Genomic DNA, 19,223 nt, shown 5'->3' on the forward strand with positions numbered 1-19,223 from the left:
GAATGGATGTCGCCTGAAGCTATACAATTACTAAATAAATATGTGTATATTTTCTAAAACTACAAAAAACGCAATATATTTATTATGAAACACGATGCGCTCAGTGTCAAATAACGAATTGCTCATTCAACTTCTTTTTTTGGATTTAATAATAATTGCAGTTCTTCTTGATTTATTTCTGAGAACCAGTTCGATGTTTTCGAGTTTTCAATTTGTTCAAACGTCATAAACTCTGCTGGAGATATAGAAAGTATATCGTTCACAATATGGTGAAGGGGCACTTCTGGCACAATTTTCTTTTTCCACTTTTTCGTAATACAAAAATTCCATATATCTTGCTCAGAAACCTTTTTATATCTATAGACTTCGAACTCACTTTTCTTACTTTCTAAAGCAGGTAGTACATGTAAATAAATTTCCTCGTAAGTGATTTTCAAAATACCGCACCTCATCTAAAGAATAATGTACCAACTAGTAAGCATATTGTTATTGTAAACGATGTTCCTGTATTTGAGAAGGAAGTGTTTAAATGTCTACTTTTTTAAGAGGATCCATTTTGTTAATGTTCGCCATCTTTTTATCCAAATTTTTAGGTTTTATTTATCGCATGCAGTTTGTCCGTTTAACAGGAGAAGAAGCTTACGGCATTTATATGACTGCTTATCCTGCTTTCATTTTCTTTTTGTCCCTTATTCAGCTTGGAATACCGATAGCAATGTCCAAAATTATTGCTGAACTAAGAACAAGAAATGCAGTTTCAAGTTATTTTTCCGTCATGCGAACATCGGTAATTGTCACTGTTATATCTATTCTAGCATTTACTCCTATTTTCCTTTATGTCACACCATTTATTTCTGAAAATTTATTGAAGAATGATGCCATTACAATGACACTCTATGTCACCATCGCTATAGTACCAATAGCTGCCGCTGGAGGAATCTTAAAAGGTTTCTTCCAAGGAATTGCACGTATTGAAGAAACGGCTGTTTCCCAGCTAATGGAACAAATAATACGAATTCTACTTATTACTTTTTTATTACCTCTCCTACTTCACTCTGCTTCCCCTAAAGAAGCAGCGGCTTATGCAATGGGTATGTCTTTACTTGGAGAGATTGCGTCTTTACTTTATTTGAGATGGAAGTATGTAAAATGGAAAGCCAAGCAAGCTATTAGAAAAGCTTCAAACGCTTATCCACTTTCTCCACTTTTATCGATTGCTCTCCCTTCGTCAGGTAGTAAATTATTTGGATCTTTTACATGGTTTTTAGAGCCCATTATTTTCATCAAAGCTCTAGCAATAACTGGTATTACAAGTGTTGCCGCAACTACCCTATATGGAGTTATCTCGGGTGTTTTAGTACCATTACTACTCTTTCCGTCTTTTATCCCTTACGCACTGTCTGTCGTATTAATCCCAGCTGTAAGCGATGCTTTTGCAAGAAGAAACAATTCGCTTTTAAAAGAAAGAATTCATCTATCCTTAAAATTCTCTACCTTAACAGGCTGTTATGCTGCTACACTCTTTTATTTACACGGTGGAGAACTTGTTTCTGCCCTATTTCATGTAGAAAATGCTACAACATATATGAAAATTTTGTCACCTATTTTTTTCTTTTATTATATCCAAAGTCCATTGTTCTCTATTTTACAAGCATTAAATAATTCTAAAGCAGCATTTTTTAACTCTCTATATGGTGGAGTAGGTAAATTATTGTTACTATTTTTTCTTGCTTCTCAAGCATCTATTCAAGAAAAGGGAGCAATTGTTGCGATTGGTTTTGGTGTATTAATCACTTCATTTTTACATATTGCTTCGTTAAAACAGAAAAAAGAAGCACAAATTGGCTTCTCCTTTTTTGCTCTTCCATATGTCATATTTTTATTCACCATTATTTCACGGCCATTTTTCTTTTCTATTGGAGAACACTCTTTAATCTTGGATTGTTTATTTACCTTGCTCTATTTAACGGTTGGATTAGTTTTATTCGGACAAATTAAAAGAAAAGAAGTCAACGTCATTCTACAAATTCTACGTACATCTAAAAAGAAGTTTTAAGTTGAATATATAAAGAATCATTTTCATAACTGCAATAAAATACTTTCTTTTCATCGTCAATTAACTGTTCTTTCAATTCTTCTCTTAACCACTTTTTGTCCTTACCGAGTCTTTGAAGATGATCTTCTTGAATATCCCCGTCTACGATAAGTGGAAAAACGAATTGTTCACTGTCTTTTTTAAAGATAGACAAATTTCCAGATGGTTCTAAAAATGCATAGTTAACAGATTGAATTGATCCTATTTGTTGTTCTCTTAACTGTTGTAGTAAATCATCCAAATTATAACGTTGTTTTCTCATTTCTTTTTCATTAATAATACCATCTTTCACAATAATGGATGGCTTGCTTTCTATTACATCTCGGAATTTTTTATTTTTCAATGAAAGATAGGAAACAGTAATTTGAATTATTAACAAAATAATCATAGGTAAAACTGCATGAAAAAAATTACTTTTAGGATCATCCAAAGCAAAGGCGCCAACTTCTGTAATTAGTAAAAAAACGACTAAGTCAAAAATGCTCAGTTCGCCTACTTCTCTTTTACCCATTAAACGAAGGATACCTAAAATTAGCCAATACAGTATAAACGTACGAATAATAATGATGAGAATATCGTTCATCCTATCACCTCAACATTACTTTGCCCAATAAAAAAGAACTTACTCATAAAAATTGAGTAAGTTCTTTTATATTATTCCGAGATAACTCGTCCTACTGCAACTCGTTCAAATTGTAAACGAGTACCATCTGCTACTACTACAAAAATAGTTTTATCATCTACTGCATCTACCTTCGCGTGTAAGCCACCAACTGTAATAATTTGGTCTCCACGTTTAAGATCATTTTGCATTCGTGATGTATTTTTTTGTCGCTTTTGTGCTGGACGAATGATGAAAAACCACATCACAGCGAACATTGCAACAATCGGCAATAAGCCTGTTAAACTTCCCATATATTTTATCCCCTCCTTTTTCTCTATTTACAGTATACAAGAATCAGAAATTTTTTGCATTTGGTTTATTATATCCGTATTCTTCAAAAAATTCTTCTTTGAAATCAAGCAAACGATCTTCACGAATTGCTTGACGCACATTTTTCATTAAATTCATTAAGAAATGAAGATTATGGAAAGATGCTAAGCGTAATCCAAAAGTTTCATCAGCTTTAAATAAATGGCGAAGATATGCTCTGGAATAGTTTTGACAAGTATAACAATCACACTTTTCATCGATTGGTCCAAAGTCGCGCGCATATGCTGCTCCTTTAATAACTAAACGACCTTTTGACGTGAAAAATGTACCGTTACGCGCTATACGTGTAGGCAACACACAGTCAAACATGTCTATCCCTCGAATAGAGCCGTCGATTAAAGAATCAGGTGACCCAACTCCCATTAAGTATCTAGGCTTATTTTCGGGCATCATAGGGGCCGTAAAATCTAGTACACGATTCATCACATCTTTCGGTTCTCCTACAGAAAGACCTCCAATTGCATAACCCGGAAAATCCAATGATACTAAATCTTTTGCAGATTGTCGACGTAATTCTTCGTATTCTCCACCTTGAATGATTCCAAACAGGCCTTGCTTGTCTGTATTTGTATGTGCCGTTAAACAACGTTCAGCCCAGCGAGATGTCCGTTCTACAGACGCTTTCATGTATTCAAATGTTGCAGGGTACGGGGGACATTCATCAAAAGCCATCATAATATCCGAACCCAAGGCATTTTGAATTTCCATTGATTTTTCAGGACTTAAAAATAATTTGTCGCCATTTAAATGATTGCGGAAGTGAACACCTTCTTCTTCAATTTTGCGCATATCACTTAAACTGAATACTTGAAATCCACCAGAATCCGTTAAAATGGCACGATCCCAGTTCATAAATTTATGCAATCCGCCTGCTTCTCGAATAATATCATGTCCTGGACGTAACCATAAGTGATACGTGTTACTTAATATTATCCCAGCATCCATCCCTTTTATCTCTTCTGGAGCCATTGTTTTCACGGTAGCTTGTGTACCTACCGGCATAAACGTAGGCGTCTCAAAAGAACCATGCGGCGTGTGTACAATTCCTAGACGAGCTCCTGTTTGTTTATCTTTTTTGATTAATTCATACGTTATAGCAGTCATTTAATAGTTCCTTCCTTTAATAAACATTGCATCACCGAAACTGAAAAAACGGTAACGCATGTTAATTGCTTCATTGTATGCATCTAATATAAAATCTCTTGAAGTAAGCGCACTCACTAACATTACTAGTGTAGATTTTGGTAAGTGAAAGTTAGTAATCATCCCATCAATGCATTTAAATTCATATCCTGGATATATGAAGATGGATGTCCAACCACTGTCGTCTTCTATCTTTCCTTCAAATTTTGTTGCAACTGTTTCCAAAGTTCTTGTTGATGTTGTTCCGACAGCAATAATTTTTCCACCTGCGTTTTTCACTTCATTAATCGTTTGTGCAGTTTCTTTAGAAACGCGATAAAATTCTGAATGCATTTCGTGATCATTAATCGAATCTACACTAACTGGTCGGAATGTGCCAAGCCCAACATGAAGCGTCACAAAAGCTATTTTAACACCCTTTGCTCGAATTTCATCTAAAAGTGATTTTGTAAAATGAAGTCCTGCAGTTGGTGCTGCAGCTGACCCTTGTTCTTTTGCATAAACCGTTTGGTAGCGGTCTTTATCTTCCAACTTTTCGTGAATATAAGGTGGAAGGGGCATTTCACCAAGCTGATCTAACACTTCGAAAAACAAACCTTTATACTCCATTCGGAATATTCGTCCGCCGTGCTCTTTTAGTTCTGTACAAACTGCGGTTAATAGACCATTGCCAAATGTAATTTTTGTTCCTATTTTTACACGCTTTGCAGGTTTCACCAGTGTTTCCCAATGATCGCCTTCTATTTGCGTTAACAAGAGAACTTCTACATGTGCCCCAGTCTCTTCTTTTATGCCCATTAAACGAGCTGGCATTACCTTCGTGTCATTTAATACTAGACAGTCTCCTGCATTTAATTCACCGAGAATTGCAGAAAATGTTTCATGTTTAGTTAAATTGTTTGGATAATCCGCTATTAGCAGTTTACTGCTTGTCCGGTCAAGAAGCGGGGTTTGTGCAATTAACTCTTCTGGTAAATCAAAATCAAAATCTTCTACTTTCATATAGCTTACTTCCTTTACAAGTTATCTCTTTCAATTGGTAATGGTAATCCTAAGTGTTCATAAGCGAGCGACGAAACAATTCTTCCCCTTGGAGATCGTTGGATAAAACCAATTTGCATTAAATAAGGCTCATACACATCTTCAATGGTTGTAGATTCTTCCCCTATGCTCGCTGCTATTGTGTCTAAACCAACAGGGCCTCCTCTGAAGCGTTCAATCATAGCTGTTATCAGTTTATGGTCAATATGATCCAAACCTCTTGGATCGACTTGCAAAAGTTCTAATGCTTCCCTGGCAATATCCAATGAAATATGTCCATTCCCTCGAACTTGTGCATAATCTCTCACACGTTTAAGTAAACGATTTGCAATACGTGGAGTTCCTCTTGCACGTCTCGCAATTTCTCCAGCAGATTCATAGTCGATTGAAGCATTAAATAACTCTGCACTTCTTACAACAATCGAAGTTAAAGCCTCTTCATCATAAAAATCGAGTCTTAATAACACACCAAAACGATCTCGGAGTGGAGCTGATAATGCACCTGCTCTTGTAGTGGCACCGATTAATGTAAAAGGCGGCAAGTCCAATCGAACACTGCGAGCAGATGGGCCTTTTCCAACAACGATATCTAAACAAAAGTCTTCCATCGCCGGATAGAGTACTTCCTCAATCGAGCGATTTAACCGATGAATTTCATCTATAAATAAAACATCTCCAGGTTCAAGCGAACTAACAATAGCAGCTAAGTCTCCTGGTCGCTCAATTGCAGGACCACTCGTCATTCGTATTTGGACATTCATTTCATTTGCAATAACAGCTGCAAGTGTTGTTTTACCAAGTCCAGGAGGTCCATACAATAGACAGTGATCTAAACTTTCACTTCTCATTTTGGCAGCTTTGATGAAAATTTCTAAATTATTTTTTATCTTATCTTGCCCAATGTATTGGGATAATAATTGTGGACGAAGCGATTGCTCAAATGGCTCATCAAAATTAGAAACTTCACTTGATATTACACGATCTGTCATTTCTAGAACCTCCTTACTTACTTGAGTTAATTTCATAAATAGCATTTAATTATTAAAACACGAACAATACTTAATTTATTGATTGGAGCGACAGGCTGCGACTCCAACGGGATGAGTGAGACAGATGAGACATTGCAAACGACGCGAATGCGGCGGTGATGGCTCATCGCTCACCCCGTGGAAAGCGTCTGCCTATAGCGGAAATCATGCTGATTTATGAAGAGCATATTATATATTCATACTTTTCACTTTAATATTGCTCGTGTTTTATGCACTAAATTTGAATTATGAAATTGATTCACTTACTTACTCACTTACTTGAAAATAATAATTGAAGTGCTTTTTTGATGAAATGATCAGTTGTTTGAAGAGTATCATTCCCTTTTAATAATGGACGAATTTTCGTCAATTCACGTTCTGAATAACCTAACGCAGTTAATGCAAGCATGGCCTCTTCTAACTCATGATTTGCATGACTTGAGTCAAATAATGTTGGTTCGTCTTTTGTAAAATCGAATTGTTCCACATCTATTAAATCATTTAATTTCCCTTTTAAGTCTAAAATCATTTGTCGAGCAGTCTTTTTCCCAACTCCAGGAAATTTCACTAAAAAGGATTCATCTTCACGTTCTATTGCTTGAATAACATGATTTGGTTCGCCACTCGTTAAAATTGCTAGAGCTCCTTTTGGACCAATACCAGAAACAAGAATAAGCTTTCTAAATAACTCTCTTTGCGAGAGATCTAAAAAACCCATTAATTGCTGTGTGTCTTCCCTAACATGAAAATGTGTATACACTTGAATCACTTCTTCACTTTTTCGAAAAGCAAATGGATTTGGTGTAAAAAGTTGATAACCAATTCCTTGTTGTTCTACTACCACATATTCAGGTGTAACACGGGTCACCTGACCTTTTATGTAATCATACATGCTATTTATCCCTCACAATCGTCAGACCTATTATAGCATAATAGTATAGACAATAAAAAAAACGAAAGGAACCTTTAAGTGCATTTTGTCTTTACCATTTCCAGAGTGTTTTGGACGAAACATTTGATCCTGAGGTAACTCGTAGCAAAAAAACTGGCTATACTTTTACCATTAAAGTTTTGGATCGTGAAGTGACTGCATCACTTCCAGTTCCTCTTTTTTGGTAATCTTGTGGCGGATGTTTGTCCGTCGCCATCTTGGAATATGTAGAGGCAAGGTGCATAAGGTTTGGTTTAATGAGAGAATAAATCCTTACCTATTCTTTTAAAAGCGAACGAAGATACAATTTCGTCCGCTCAGCACTTCTTTATCAATAGATGCTAACTATTTTTTCTAAGTTCCACCAACTACTTCTAAACTCTCTTTATTAGCACTAGTTCATTATTTTGACCTAGCATTTTGTCTTATTTACTTTTCGCGTTAATTTCCGCTGCAGGCGGTGATGGCTCATCGCTCACCCCACGGAAAGCGTCCGACTGCAGCGGAAATCAATCTGTTCTTCGCTCACAAGTTTATATAATTTCTTATTCTTCAAGAAAAAAGGTCGCTCTTTAAATGAGCGACCTACGCTAATTCATCTTCTTATAAGTGACTTAAATTATAGCATAATTTTGGCCATTCTGTTAGCGCTTTATTTGTATATGGAATTAGTTGATCAATAAATTTTTGCTTTCTCTCTATTGGCAACGCATATGCATATAGCCATTCCCTATATAATTCATTGGGATACATCAAAGCTTCTTTATGTTTTAATACTACCTTTTCTAATAATGGAAATTCATGAATCAAAAAATAAATGTCATAGTCAATTGCAGGAAGTACACGATGCACCCACAAGATGTCTTCCACTTCCTTTGGACCAATTACAGCAAGATCAAAGTCTATCATTTTGTATGCTTTCTGATTGGACAAAAAGTTATGATGCACTACATCTCCATGCAAAATAGTAATATCCTGGTTACTAAACGATTGTATATTATTCAATGCAATTTCACCATATTGGATAAGCATCTTCGTTTTTTCTACACCCATATAAAATTCTACAAAATAAGCAATCTCTTTCATTTTTAAAAACCGATTTTGCCACTTAGCGATTAAATCAAACTGTCCCAACAAGTTCGAGTCTTCCCACTTGATAAAACGATTCGTTTCATGTAACTCGCTTAATAAGGAATAGACTTCTTTTCGATCTCTTTCACTTCCATAATCAACTGAGTGTGTCCCATTGAACCAAGGTTGTATAATAAAGTCTTCTTGTGCAGACTCCATAACTGGTAATATAAAAGCCGTATCAAGTTGCTGTAACTCTTGATGAATTAAACGAATCTTTTCTGCCTGTTCCACCGTTGAATACTTTTTTACAGAAAAAAGACCATTTTCATTTTCCCATTTCCATACATTCTTTTTTATTTGTCTAATATAATTATTCACTTTTTAAAAGTGATGGAATGGATGTGGTGGACACGGATATACTGGTACGTAGCATACAGGCATATATGGATAATGCCCATAAGGTTGCATTTCCTGCATATCTGGTTCCATGTATGGGAATGACTGCATTGACTGGCATTGTTCACATTGACACATTGGTTCGTACGGATACATTGGTACAAACTCGGTAGAAGGTTCTTCCATTATTGGACTCACATATTGTGGAGCAGATGGCGGTGGAATTGGCTGTGGCTGTGGTTGTACTGGAGCCATTGGTTGAATTTGAGTTACCGGATTTGCTTCATTTATTACTTTGATTTCTTCTTTTTCACGATCTTCATTATGAATATTTATATGAATTGATGTAGATTCAATAAGTCTCCACCCTTGAGGTGAAGGAGTCATTTCTATTTCTGGTACAGGCATTATATGATAAGGCATAGTATAAGTATGAACTGGTGGTGCTTGTTGAATCGGTGGAGCTAGTGGCGGTGCTTGTTGAACTGGTGGTGCTATTGGTACGGGTTGAACAGGCATCGCTTTGTATATCGGATGAACTGGTTGTGCCTTATAAATTGGGTGAACTGCATGCGATATATGAACTGGATGAACTGGATGATGTGGGTGATGGTGATGAATTTCGTGATGCGGATGAGTTTCGTGATGCGGATGAGTTGGTTGATGACTCATGTTTGTTTCATGATGTGGCTGGATCTTGACTTCCTCCTTCTTAATCATTTGTTTCTTAACATGACGGTCCTCGCTATATGGATGTCTCGTAGACTCCATTTTTTTCGTTTCAGGAATAAAAATCTTCATCCCTGGCACAATATACTCTGGATTTGCCAGATGTGCATTTAACTTCTTTAGTTCATCAAAGGAAACATCGTAGCTTCTTGATATTTTCCAAAGAGTGTCCCCTTTTTGTACGATATGAATGTGCACAGTTTTCCTCCTTCCTTCCCTCTAAAATATGTATATCCATATCAAATGGTCACATGTTTTTAAAACAATGTAAGTCCCTTCTTGTTCAACTTATGAAAAGACAGTAGGCAGTTATGCCAGTTTGAATGGATTATTATTGAAAAAACTCACATGTGTTGATTAACCAAAAATACCTAAAGTTATTGGATGATTTGGTGATAAAATACTAGAAGCTTACTATATTGTAGCTTTTGGATTACTTTGAACTGAACGATTACTGCACCATTACCGAGATTTCTGAATACGAAGGGATGCAACTTTGTCGCATCCTTTCGCATTCTTTCCGATAATCGAGTGGTAGTCATTCGTCCATCGCTCTACGCAAGTACAAATAAACCAAGTGCCAAAGCTTTTAGGAATGAAAGAATAGACATTTTCCTATTCATAGACTAAGCAGCCAAAGATGCAATTTTGGCTGCTTAGTCCTTCTCTAAAGTGTTTCCACCATTTCGATTTGAAAGAAAGTATCACTTTTTTACACAGCTTCTCCATATGACTAGTAATCCTTAGCAAAAATAAGCAAGGAACGTATGGTAAAAAGTATAGAGTTCACGAAATTGCATCTTCAGGAACTTGCAAACTCGGTAGAACGGCAGCTATTCTCTCATTCTCCAAAAAAGCATTTTTCTCTTGAGCGTTTTAGGTAAGCGACGGACAAATATCCACAACAAGATTATAGAAAATGGGATGGTGATCATTTCGTCCAAAACGAACCGAAAACGTACAGATGCAAATGGAGACTTTTACTCATTACTAACAAGTATATTTTGTAAGAAAGTTGTTAATCAACAGATGTGGAAAAAACTAAAAGGTAGCCTCTAAAGTGGGATCTCGAATAACCCAAATAAATAAGCACCTCCATTTGAATAGGAAGGTGCTTTTATTGTCTATAATAAATTTCACATCATCAGTGAAAAGCGTTTATTAGGTTTTGTATGTAAAATAAGAACCAAGGGATTTAACTTCACATCCTAAAGCTCTTAACTCCTCCAAAGCCCCTACCATCATTGGCGTTCGCTCGTCTTCTAAAACATCAATAACGAAAAAGTATTGACCTAATCCTGTTTTTAATGGACGGGATTCAATCTTACTTAAATTGAGCTGTCTCCATGCAAAAACAGAAAGTACTTGATGTAACGCTCCAGAGCGATCATCTTTTGGTAAAGTAATCATAACCGTCGTTTTAACTTCATCAATTTGCCCAATTTTCTGTATGCAAAGATTGCTTTTTGAAAGCACAAAGAAACGTGTATGATTAAAATGGAAATCATGAATATTATGTTCGACAATCGATAATCCATATTCAGTAGCTGCGGATGAATTTCCAATTGCAGCAATATAGTCCTGTTCATTTTCGGAAACAAACTTAGCTGCCGCTGCTGTTGAAGTTGATTGTTCAAGAGGAACTTTGCCAAAACGATAATATAAATACTTATGACACTGTGCTAAAGCATGTGGATGAGAGTAGATAGTATTTATTTCTTCCCACTTTTTTTCATTATTTGGATGAACCATTAGATGTTGCTCAATTGGAGATTGTATTTCCGCAATCACATATAAATCTACTTCATGAAATAAGTAATCAATTGTTAGCGGAACAGTTCCCTCTAAGGCATTTTCCAGAGGAACAACAGCAATATCTACTTTCCCGTTTACAACTGATTCAATGCATTCAGGTATCGTTCGAGTAGATACAAGCAAATCATTTTGAAATAATGCTTTAGTTGCTAAATGCGTAAAGGAAGCTTCTGGTCCAAGATAAGCCACTTTTTGTATTGCCATATGTAATCCTCCTTACAAAGCACCAGAACTAATTACTTCAGCAGATTCCACAAAGTCTAGTCGCTTTAATTCATTGATAAAATCATCTAGTTGTTTTGTCATCTCCGTAACATCTAAAGACAATGTAACGCTTGCTCTTCCTTGGATTGGAATAGTTTGATGTATAGTCAAGATATTAATGGAAGATTCCGCAACAAGTTGCAAAAGTCTAGCAAGGGCGCCTTCTCTGTCCTCAAGTTGGAGAAATACCGTTAATATTCTCTCCTGTACAATCGAATGGAAAGGAAAAACCGCATCACGATACTTATAAAAAGCACTTCGAGATAAATCAACTTCTTTTACTGCATCCCAAATGGAAGACACTTTTCCAGATTGGAGAAGATGCTTTGCTTCCAAAGTTTTTTGCATTGCTTCGGTAAGAACATCCTCTCTTACTAAATAAAAGCGTTGATGCGTCACATCTTTCATACGGTTTCCTCATTTCCCTATTCGATAAATTCAAACTCAAATTCTAATAGTCTTACTGTATCTCCATCCTTAGCACCACGTAAACGAAGTGCTTCATCGATTCCCATCCCTCTCAACTGTCTAGAGAATCTACGAATTGAGTCTTCGCGGCTGAAGTCAGTCATTTTAAATAAGCGTTCCACTGTTCCACCAGCTAAAATAAATGATCCATCATCATCTCTTGAAATCGTGAAATCGTCTTTTTTCGCTTCATGTTTGTACATAACAGAGGTTTCTGTTTCCTCTTCCGCTAAATCTTCTAATGGGTATTCGGGAGCATCTTCTAACAAGTCGGCAATAGCGAAAAGTAAATCTTGTACTCCTTGTCGAGAAATAGCAGAAATCGAGAAGATTTTCACATCCGATCCAATTTTTTCGCGGAATATTTTTAAGTTTTCTTCTGATTCAGGCATGTCCATTTTATTCGCAACTATAAGTTGAGGTCTTTCTGTTAAACGTAAATTATATTGTTTTAGTTCATCATTAATCGTCAAGTAGTCTTCATAAGGTTCTCGTCCTTCGAGTCCTGACATATCAATCATATGCACAATAACTCGTGTACGCTCAATATGACGCAAGAATTGATGACCTAGGCCTATCCCCTCATGTGCACCTTCGATCAATCCTGGTAAGTCTGCCATCGCAAAACTTCGATGATCTTCCGTTTCGACCATTCCTAAATTTGGAACTATGGTTGTGAAATGATACGGCGCGATCTTTGGTTTCGCAGACGATACAACGGATAATAAAGTCGATTTCCCTACACTTGGGAATCCAACCAAACCAACATCAGCTAAAACTTTAAGTTCTAACGTAACATTTAACTCGAACCCAGGTTCACCTTTCTCAGAAAGCTCTGGTGCGGGATTGGCAGGAGTCGCAAAACGAGAATTCCCTCTACCACCGCGTCCACCTCTAGCAATTGCTGCTTTTTGACCATGTTCCACTAAGTCAGCTATAACTTGACCAGTTTCTTCATTCATTACAACAGTACCAGGGGGAACTTTTACGAATAAATCATCCGCATTTGCTCCGTGCATATTCTTACTACCGCCATGATCCCCTCGGTTTGCTTTAAAAATTCGTTTATAGCGGAAATCCATTAACGTACGTAAACCTTCATCTACTACGAAAATAACATCTCCACCATTTCCTCCGTCCCCACCTGCAGGACCGCCTAGAGGTACATACTTTTCACGACGGAATCCAACCATACCATCTCCGCCGTCTCCACCTTTGACGTACACTTTTACGTGATCAACAAACATTTATTTCACTCCAATCTCTCAGTTGCAATTAACTTAAATTTAATTCGGGATTCTGTGTTCATTTCTTTTTCCACACGAAATAAGTCTGTAAAAGACTCATCGATCCAGGTATATGAAGTCCATTCTCCAACTAACTCTACCTGTACTTCTAATACATCATGAGAATATAGATGAACGCTTAATATCTGTTCTTGATATCCTTTCAGCAAAGGATACATTGTATCGATAAATCGTTTCAAATACTCTTGTAAAGGTGAATCGTATCGTTCTGCACCCCTTTTTAAGAGCGTTGTTTGAACTTCTAACGATACTTTATTGTAAGCCATACTGAATGTTTGTATCCATTCATTAGTATTATACAAACCTATATTATTCACGTCGAAAAATTGGGTGCATTTTTGTGAGTAAGTGCGAATAAGATTTTTTGCCTCTTCGTGTCTACCCATATCTATATTCATTTGGATTAAATGTAGATTATTTAAAAAATCATGCATCGTATGACGCAATACTTCATTAATTGATATTTGTTTAGGCTCCATATTCGTTTACACACTCCGTATTAAACTGTCCTTTATCAAGTATAACAGGTATAGACTTTTTTTTCTTGAGTGAAATAAGAGAAGTACGGAAGCTAGTGTCATTATAAGAAACTCTTGTAGAAAATTACCCGCTGTGTATACTTATAACTTTTCTTGAGAAAAGAAAAAGGACTGCATAAATGCAGTCCTTTTGTTTTTTGATTAAGCTTCTTGAGCTACAGGATATACACTTACTTTTTTCTTGTCGCGGCCGAAACGCTCAAAGCGCACTACACCGTCAACTTTCGCAAAAAGTGTGTCATCTCCACCACGTCCAACGTTTTCACCCGGATGAATTTTAGTACCGCGTTGGCGATATAAAATAGATCCGCCTGATACAAATTGTCCATCAGCACGTTTAGCGCCAAGACGTTTTGATTGAGAGTCACGACCATTACGAGTCGAACCTACTCCCTTTTTGGATGCGAAAAACTGAAGATTTAATTTTAACATATGTTCCACCTCCTACTGTTTGAAGGTTATTTTTATATACTTCCCATAATCTTGCTCAATCGTTTGTAAAGAAACAATCATCGCTTCTAAAATTAACTGCATGTGAGCAGCTTTTTCTGGATTTGATATACCTGGCACTTCGACGTATAAATAGCCTCCGTCACCTTTTTGCTTTATAATAGGAGTGATTTCTGTAAGTGCAATAATGGCATTAACTGCACCAAATGATACAGCAGAAGCACCTGCACATACTAAATCTTTTCCATGTTCCGCAAAATCGGCATGTCCTTTCATTTCAAATGAATGAATTAGACCTGATTGATCTTTTGTTACAGTCACTTTAATCATCTTATAAACTAATAGATTCTACTACTAATTTTGTGTATGGTTGACGATGACCTTGTTTTTTATGGTAGTTCTTTTTCGCTTTGTATTTGAAAACGATGATTTTTTTAGCTTTGCCATTTTTTACAACTTTCGCTGTAACTGTAGCACCTTCCACGAATGGAGCACCAACTTTAACATCATCTCCACCTACGAATAATACTTTGTCGAAAGTTACAACTTCATCAGCATTAGCATCTAATTTTTCAATGTAGATTTCTTGCCCTTGTTCAACTTTGATTTGTTTACCACCAGTTTCAATAATTGCGTACATACTTGCACCTCCTCTTAGACTAAGACTCGCCTTACAAAAGGTGATTCGATTGCTCGAATACTTTAACCTTTTCAGAGCGGTTGTAACAACGGGTGCTGCTACAAACATTAACATTAAAATATTACCACGTACACAATAGCTAGTCAAGTATTTTTCGTTACATAGTCGAATGCTAGCTTGTACTTCCGAAATCTCCAATACGAATAATTTTGCAGCGCTAAAAATAAAAAAACAATTGTAACAGAAAGCGCTTTAGGAAAATAATATAAACTCACGTAGAAGATGAATAAACTAAAAAAGAGAGAAAAACCAATCACTTCTACATATTTATCTGGTATAAAAAGCAATAAAGCTCGTCCACCGTCTAGCGGATAAACAGGAAGTAAATTAAAGCAAAAAATTATTAACTGGGTCACGACCATGATATTTTTCTGTGGAAGGTCAAATAAACTGAAAAAGACCAATAATAGAAACGTAAATAAAGGCCCAAATAATATTACTAAAAGTTGATCTGTTTTCGTTTTTTTGGAAAACTGCTCCATTTTAATTTCACCGCCATATGGTAAAATCGTGCAGGAGTTCACTTTTACCCCAATAAGTTTTGCTGCAAATAAGTGACCTAGTTCATGAAATAATAGAGAACCAAATAAGATAGAGTATACAGCAATTTCTCCAGACAAGTAGAAGAAAAGAAAAAACGGAATCATAATGGGATGCACTTTAAAAACCCTTTTATTCATTTGTTACTGATAGCCACTCAATAAGTTCATTTGTATCCAAATTCTTCCCATCTTTTACTACTTTAATATACAGTAGCTCATTGTCCGCAGATGCAAATATATCTCCTGCATTAATTGTTGTATATGGTAATTGATGAAACTCCTTTACAAATCCAAACGTCACAGTTTCCCCAGTATCATATAAGATCGAAAGAGTCTTACCTGTCTTTTTAGTATATCCAGTAAATATGATAAAGCCATTTTCAGAAGCATAAAGATCTTGCGAATTATTAATCGATAAAATAGCTCCCTCCGACAAAGGCTGAATCGATTTGTACTCGATCAAAGGAGGAGTTGCAATAGGTGCACTTACACTAATAAGTTCATCCGGTTTTATCCACTGGACTACTCTCTTATAAATGGCACTTGGTTTTTGAGGTTCCAAAAGAGATGTGGCGTAACTAGTCGATAATACATCATTATTTTCAAATTTATTCAACATGAAAAATAACATTACAATTACAAATGCAAACATCCATTTTTTTTTCGAAAGCATAACATTCCCCCTACTAGATATATGTATGAAATAGGAGGCAATTTCATGAAAAAAATAAACCGATTACCAAATAATATGGTAACCGGCTCGCATTTATTTTGCAAAAATAGATTTGATTTTAGACATAACACCTTTTTTTGGCAAGTCCATTGACATTAAAGGTACAGACTCACCTAAAATGCGACGTGCAATATTACGGTACCCAAGTGCAGCTCTATTCGAGGGATCCATGACAACGGGTTCTCCCTTATTCGAAGAAGTAATAACACTTTCATCATCCGCTATAATTCCCAATAGATCAATTGATAAATGAGTCGTTATTTCATTTATATCTAACGCTTCGCCTTTATTCATTAAATGCTGACGTATACGATTAATGATCAATTTTGGTGGGTCGATCGCTTCTTCTTGCTCCAGTAACCCAATTATACGGTCTGCATCGCGAACTGCAGAGATTTCAGGAGTTGTGACAACAATTGCTTTGTCTGCTCCTGCGATTGCGTTTTTATACCCTTGCTCGATACCAGCAGGGCAGTCAATTAACACATAATCATAGTCCCGTTTTAACTCGGTTACAAGCTCTTTCATTTGCTCTGGATTTACTGCATTTTTATCGGTTGTTTGAGCAGCGGGTAATAAAAATAATCGATCCTCAAAACGCTTATCCTTCACTAGCGCTTGATGCACTTTACAACGTCCTTCTATGACATCTACTAAATCATAAATAATTCTATTTTCAAGACCTAGCACGACGTCTAAGTTTCTTAAACCGATATCAGTGTCCATTAAACATACTTTTTTCCCTTGAAGAGCCAATGCAGTTCCAAGGTTTGCAGTTGTCGTCGTTTTACCGACTCCACCTTTCCCAGAAGTTATTACGATTGCTTCTCCCACATTAGCTTCCTCCTTTAAATGTTGATAGATTCGGTCTTATTAATCGAAGTTCTTGCAAACGATCAATCGCTATAAAACCATTTGCATGTAAATAAGCACATTCCATTTCAGGATGTTCAGATAATATAGTTAACTCATCTGTCATTGTTTCTACGACATTATCTATGATCAAATGAGTAGCTTCTAACCAGGAAGCTGCAATAACTGCATCTCTCTTTCCATTAGATCCAGCATGCGCAATTCCTTTTAAACGCCCTAATACAAACACATTTCCACCCGCAACAACTCGACCATTGGGATTAACATCCCCAATAATAACTAAATCACCTAATGCGGTAATTACTTGGCCAGATCGAACAATCCCTACATAAGTTTCCGATTGATTTTCTAGCAATCTTTTATTGCATTCTTCTACAGTCATTACTTCACTTTGAATTTTCGCTACTCGAAGATGTTCTGTTTGTTGAACACAGTTAATAATTTCTTTCGCTTGTTCATCATTGCAATATCGATTTCCTAGTTGTAAAAGTACCTCAGCTTGGCCTTCAAAACCCTCATCAGAAACCTTTTTTGCTAATTCTTCTAAAAGCTCTGTATATGAACACTGATCGTCTAGGCGTAATACAAGGCCCTCTTTCGTTCCTTTAATAGATATTAACTGCTTTTTCGTCAATCAAGTCACCTCAGATCCACCATTTAAACATGCACATTACTTTTGAAGTAATAATGTTTTTTGTTTAAATCGATTTAGAAGAATATATTTAAAAACCCACCCGAACATCACGATAAAAACTAAGTTACCAATCATCGTTGGTAAAAGATTATGCTGTAAAAATTCTGTAAATGTCATGCTTTTTATCCCTATAAAAGTATAAAATAAATACAATAATAACTCTACAACTGTCACTAAAATTATTGTTAAACACGTTGCTACAACTAAATGTTGATGTACATATTTAGCAATGAAACTAGCAACTAAACACATAAGAGGATAAATAAAAGAATATAATCCAATAATATCAATGAAAAACACATCATACAAGAGTCCAAAAAATATTGCATAGATCATGGCGCGTTTTCGGTCATAATAGATAGAGACAAATATTAAATACATGATTAAAAAACGAGGAACTAAAATATAGAAATCGTTATTGAGTTCAATCGGAGAAAAAAGTCCAAAAATCGGTTCCATATAAAATAATAGAACCGAAATGATAATTACTAATAAACGAATCATGAGCCGTCACCCGCACCTTTTGTTAAATCTTTCTCTGTATTTTTCCCATCCGTTCCATCTATTACAGAAATAGAACGTTTCGAAATAATAACATGATCCAAAATGGAGAAACTGGCTGCTGGTTTTACATAGGCAAGTTTTGTTAAGCCATAGTCATCCGTAGTCACTTCCGTAACTTCTCCTATTAAAATACCTTTTGGAAAAATTCCACCTAAACCAGATGTAGTAACTTTTTGTCCTTTTTTCACTTCAAACTCGGAATCGATTCGCTTTAATATAAGCTCTTTTCGTTTTTCATCATATCCTTCGATTAATCCAAATACTTCTTCTTCACCTGCAATAACCGCGGATACCCTGTAATTCGGATTTTGTGTAGACAAAAGTTCTACAGTAGATGTATATGGTGTAGTTAACGTTACTTTCCCAATTAGACCTTGCGCAGTCATAACTGCCATATTAACTTTTACCCCGTGAATCTTTCCTTTATCAATCATGATCTTTTCTTCCCACTGATCAGGATTTCTAGCAATAACAGTAGATTGAATTGGATCATATGCACGAAGATCTTCTTTTATATCTACAATTTTTCGTAATTCTTTGTTTTGTATTTCTAAATCATTCACATTTGCTTGTAAGGTCGCATAATCTTCTAATCTAGCTTTTAATCGTTTATTTTCATCGTATGTATTAAGCAATGATTCAACATTGTTAAAAACTCCAGTTACATAGTGTGTCGGCTTTGAAAAAATGGATTGTCCAAAGCCGACCACGTCTTTAACTAGTTGTTCAGGAACAGATGCATGATCACGATCTCGTAACGAAAAGCTGATGAGTGCCACAAGAAAAATCATTCCTACAAGCAGCAATATTAATCGCTTATTTGAAAAAAACTGTGGCATATCT

General features: G+C 35.9%; 23 protein-coding genes and 1 other annotated feature. Of the genes, 1 reads left to right on the forward strand and 22 read right to left on the reverse strand.

Going from position 1 to position 19,223, the window contains the following annotated elements; genetic code table 11:
• Positions 1-122 precede the first annotated feature (122 nt).
• The gene (locus tag PB01_RS12160; protein ID WP_151700448.1) at positions 123-437 is read right to left on the reverse strand and encodes a post-transcriptional regulator; all 315 of its coding nucleotides are present in this window, start codon (positions 435-437) and stop codon (positions 123-125) included.
• A gap of 92 nt (positions 438-529) precedes the next feature.
• Between PB01_RS12160 and PB01_RS12165 the strand changes: the two genes are divergently transcribed.
• Positions 530-2,056 (forward strand): putative polysaccharide biosynthesis protein, encoded by a 1,527-nt coding sequence (locus PB01_RS12165; RefSeq protein WP_151700449.1) that lies wholly within the window; start codon positions 530-532, stop codon positions 2,054-2,056.
• Here the strand turns inward: PB01_RS12165 and PB01_RS12170 are convergent.
• The 21 genes from PB01_RS12170 to mreC form a co-directional block, all read right to left on the reverse strand.
• On the reverse strand, positions 2,040-2,678 hold the full coding sequence (locus PB01_RS12170; protein WP_151700450.1) for a DUF421 domain-containing protein: 639 nt from the start codon (positions 2,676-2,678) through the stop codon (positions 2,040-2,042). The genes PB01_RS12165 and PB01_RS12170 overlap by 17 nt on opposite strands.
• A gap of 71 nt (positions 2,679-2,749) precedes the next feature.
• A complete protein-coding gene (yajC, locus tag PB01_RS12175) occupies positions 2,750-3,010 on the reverse strand; it encodes a preprotein translocase subunit YajC (protein ID WP_151700451.1) in 261 nt (86 codons plus the stop codon).
• A gap of 43 nt (positions 3,011-3,053) precedes the next feature.
• Positions 3,054-4,193, reverse strand: coding sequence for a tRNA guanosine(34) transglycosylase Tgt (gene tgt, locus PB01_RS12180; protein WP_151700452.1), 1,140 nt, complete (start codon positions 4,191-4,193; stop codon positions 3,054-3,056).
• Positions 4,194-5,234, reverse strand: a complete 1,041-nt coding sequence (queA, locus tag PB01_RS12185) for a tRNA preQ1(34) S-adenosylmethionine ribosyltransferase-isomerase QueA (RefSeq protein ID WP_151700453.1) — start codon at positions 5,232-5,234, stop codon at positions 4,194-4,196.
• 14 nt (positions 5,235-5,248) lie between these two features.
• Positions 5,249-6,262, reverse strand: coding sequence for a Holliday junction branch migration DNA helicase RuvB (gene ruvB, locus PB01_RS12190; protein ID WP_151700454.1), 1,014 nt, complete (start codon positions 6,260-6,262; stop codon positions 5,249-5,251).
• A 310-nt stretch (positions 6,263-6,572) separates the two neighbouring features.
• Positions 6,573-7,193 carry a Holliday junction branch migration protein RuvA gene (gene ruvA, locus PB01_RS12195; protein WP_151700455.1) on the reverse strand — a complete coding sequence of 207 codons (621 nt, stop codon included), beginning with the start codon at positions 7,191-7,193 and terminating at the stop codon, positions 6,573-6,575.
• Positions 7,194-7,835: 642 nt separating this feature from the next.
• Positions 7,836-8,684: a phosphotransferase gene (locus PB01_RS12200; protein WP_151700456.1), complete on the reverse strand. Its 849-nt coding sequence runs from the start codon at positions 8,682-8,684 to the stop codon at positions 7,836-7,838.
• 3 nt (positions 8,685-8,687) lie between these two features.
• Positions 8,688-9,629: a SafA/ExsA family spore coat assembly protein gene (gene safA, locus PB01_RS21790; RefSeq protein ID WP_192797351.1), complete on the reverse strand. Its 942-nt coding sequence runs from the start codon at positions 9,627-9,629 to the stop codon at positions 8,688-8,690.
• A gap of 963 nt (positions 9,630-10,592) precedes the next feature.
• Positions 10,593-11,450, reverse strand: coding sequence for a prephenate dehydratase (pheA, locus tag PB01_RS12210; protein ID WP_151700457.1), 858 nt, complete (start codon positions 11,448-11,450; stop codon positions 10,593-10,595).
• Between the two features lie 12 nt (positions 11,451-11,462).
• Positions 11,463-11,918 (reverse strand): ACT domain-containing protein, encoded by a 456-nt coding sequence (locus PB01_RS12215; protein ID WP_151700458.1) that lies wholly within the window; start codon positions 11,916-11,918, stop codon positions 11,463-11,465.
• A 17-nt stretch (positions 11,919-11,935) separates the two neighbouring features.
• The gene (gene obgE, locus PB01_RS12220) at positions 11,936-13,225 is read right to left on the reverse strand and encodes a GTPase ObgE (RefSeq protein ID WP_151700459.1); all 1,290 of its coding nucleotides are present in this window, start codon (positions 13,223-13,225) and stop codon (positions 11,936-11,938) included.
• A gap of 5 nt (positions 13,226-13,230) precedes the next feature.
• Entirely contained in the window at positions 13,231-13,764 is a 534-nt protein-coding gene (locus tag PB01_RS12225; RefSeq protein ID WP_151700460.1) for a Spo0B domain-containing protein, read from the reverse strand.
• 201 nt (positions 13,765-13,965) lie between these two features.
• Complete coding sequence (gene rpmA / locus PB01_RS12230; RefSeq protein ID WP_090564003.1) at positions 13,966-14,256, reverse strand: 50S ribosomal protein L27; 291 nt, start codon at positions 14,254-14,256, stop codon at positions 13,966-13,968.
• A gap of 12 nt (positions 14,257-14,268) precedes the next feature.
• Positions 14,269-14,604, reverse strand: a complete 336-nt coding sequence (locus tag PB01_RS12235) for a ribosomal-processing cysteine protease Prp (protein WP_151700461.1) — start codon at positions 14,602-14,604, stop codon at positions 14,269-14,271.
• A 1-nt stretch (position 14,605) separates the two neighbouring features.
• The gene (rplU, locus tag PB01_RS12240; protein ID WP_151700462.1) at positions 14,606-14,914 is read right to left on the reverse strand and encodes a 50S ribosomal protein L21; all 309 of its coding nucleotides are present in this window, start codon (positions 14,912-14,914) and stop codon (positions 14,606-14,608) included.
• Positions 14,915-14,926: 12 nt separating this feature from the next.
• Positions 14,927-15,006, reverse strand: a sequence feature (ribosomal protein L21 leader region).
• Positions 15,007-15,057: 51 nt separating this feature from the next.
• Positions 15,058-15,621, reverse strand: a complete 564-nt coding sequence (locus tag PB01_RS12245) for a site-2 protease family protein (RefSeq protein ID WP_192797352.1) — start codon at positions 15,619-15,621, stop codon at positions 15,058-15,060.
• Between the two features lie 25 nt (positions 15,622-15,646).
• Complete coding sequence (locus PB01_RS12250; RefSeq protein WP_151700464.1) at positions 15,647-16,189, reverse strand: hypothetical protein; 543 nt, start codon at positions 16,187-16,189, stop codon at positions 15,647-15,649.
• A gap of 93 nt (positions 16,190-16,282) precedes the next feature.
• Entirely contained in the window at positions 16,283-17,083 is an 801-nt protein-coding gene (minD, locus tag PB01_RS12255; protein WP_151700465.1) for a septum site-determining protein MinD, read from the reverse strand.
• A gap of 1 nt (position 17,084) precedes the next feature.
• A complete protein-coding gene (minC, locus tag PB01_RS12260) occupies positions 17,085-17,756 on the reverse strand; it encodes a septum site-determining protein MinC (RefSeq protein WP_151700466.1) in 672 nt (223 codons plus the stop codon).
• 36 nt (positions 17,757-17,792) lie between these two features.
• On the reverse strand, positions 17,793-18,320 hold the full coding sequence (mreD, locus tag PB01_RS12265) for a rod shape-determining protein MreD (RefSeq protein ID WP_151700467.1): 528 nt from the start codon (positions 18,318-18,320) through the stop codon (positions 17,793-17,795).
• Entirely contained in the window at positions 18,317-19,219 is a 903-nt protein-coding gene (mreC, locus tag PB01_RS12270; RefSeq protein ID WP_151700468.1) for a rod shape-determining protein MreC, read from the reverse strand. The genes mreD and mreC overlap by 4 nt, the downstream gene beginning before the upstream one ends.
• Positions 19,220-19,223: the final 4 nt, after the last annotated feature.

The sequence above is a fragment of the Psychrobacillus glaciei genome, from assembly GCF_008973485.1.
Taxonomy (GTDB): Bacteria; Bacillota; Bacilli; order Bacillales_A; family Planococcaceae; genus Psychrobacillus; species Psychrobacillus glaciei.

Coding starts and splice junctions, on each gene's coding strand:
- queA (WP_151700453.1), bottom strand. CDS start 5,234: ATGAAAGTAGAAGATTTTGATTTTGATTTACCAGAAGAGTTAATTGCA.
- mreD (WP_151700467.1), bottom strand. CDS start 18,320: ATGATTCGTTTATTAGTAATTATCATTTCGGTTCTATTATTTTATATG.
- ruvA (WP_151700455.1), bottom strand. CDS start 7,193: ATGTATGATTACATAAAAGGTCAGGTGACCCGTGTTACACCTGAATAT.
- PB01_RS12215 (WP_151700458.1), bottom strand. CDS start 11,918: ATGAAAGATGTGACGCATCAACGCTTTTATTTAGTAAGAGAGGATGTT.
- ruvB (WP_151700454.1), bottom strand. CDS start 6,262: ATGACAGATCGTGTAATATCAAGTGAAGTTTCTAATTTTGATGAGCCA.
- PB01_RS12170 (WP_151700450.1), bottom strand. CDS start 2,678: ATGAACGATATTCTCATCATTATTATTCGTACGTTTATACTGTATTGG.
- pheA (WP_151700457.1), bottom strand. CDS start 11,450: ATGGCAATACAAAAAGTGGCTTATCTTGGACCAGAAGCTTCCTTTACG.
- PB01_RS12245 (WP_192797352.1), bottom strand. CDS start 15,621: ATGATTCCGTTTTTTCTTTTCTTCTACTTGTCTGGAGAAATTGCTGTA.
- obgE (WP_151700459.1), bottom strand. CDS start 13,225: ATGTTTGTTGATCACGTAAAAGTGTACGTCAAAGGTGGAGACGGCGGA.
- rpmA (WP_090564003.1), bottom strand. CDS start 14,256: ATGTTAAAATTAAATCTTCAGTTTTTCGCATCCAAAAAGGGAGTAGGT.
- PB01_RS12235 (WP_151700461.1), bottom strand. CDS start 14,604: ATGATTAAAGTGACTGTAACAAAAGATCAATCAGGTCTAATTCATTCA.
- PB01_RS12165 (WP_151700449.1), top strand. CDS start 530: ATGTCTACTTTTTTAAGAGGATCCATTTTGTTAATGTTCGCCATCTTT.
- rplU (WP_151700462.1), bottom strand. CDS start 14,914: ATGTACGCAATTATTGAAACTGGTGGTAAACAAATCAAAGTTGAACAA.
- PB01_RS12225 (WP_151700460.1), bottom strand. CDS start 13,764: ATGGAGCCTAAACAAATATCAATTAATGAAGTATTGCGTCATACGATG.
- tgt (WP_151700452.1), bottom strand. CDS start 4,193: ATGACTGCTATAACGTATGAATTAATCAAAAAAGATAAACAAACAGGA.
- mreC (WP_151700468.1), bottom strand. CDS start 19,219: ATGCCACAGTTTTTTTCAAATAAGCGATTAATATTGCTGCTTGTAGGA.
- yajC (WP_151700451.1), bottom strand. CDS start 3,010: ATGGGAAGTTTAACAGGCTTATTGCCGATTGTTGCAATGTTCGCTGTG.
- PB01_RS12250 (WP_151700464.1), bottom strand. CDS start 16,189: ATGCTTTCGAAAAAAAAATGGATGTTTGCATTTGTAATTGTAATGTTA.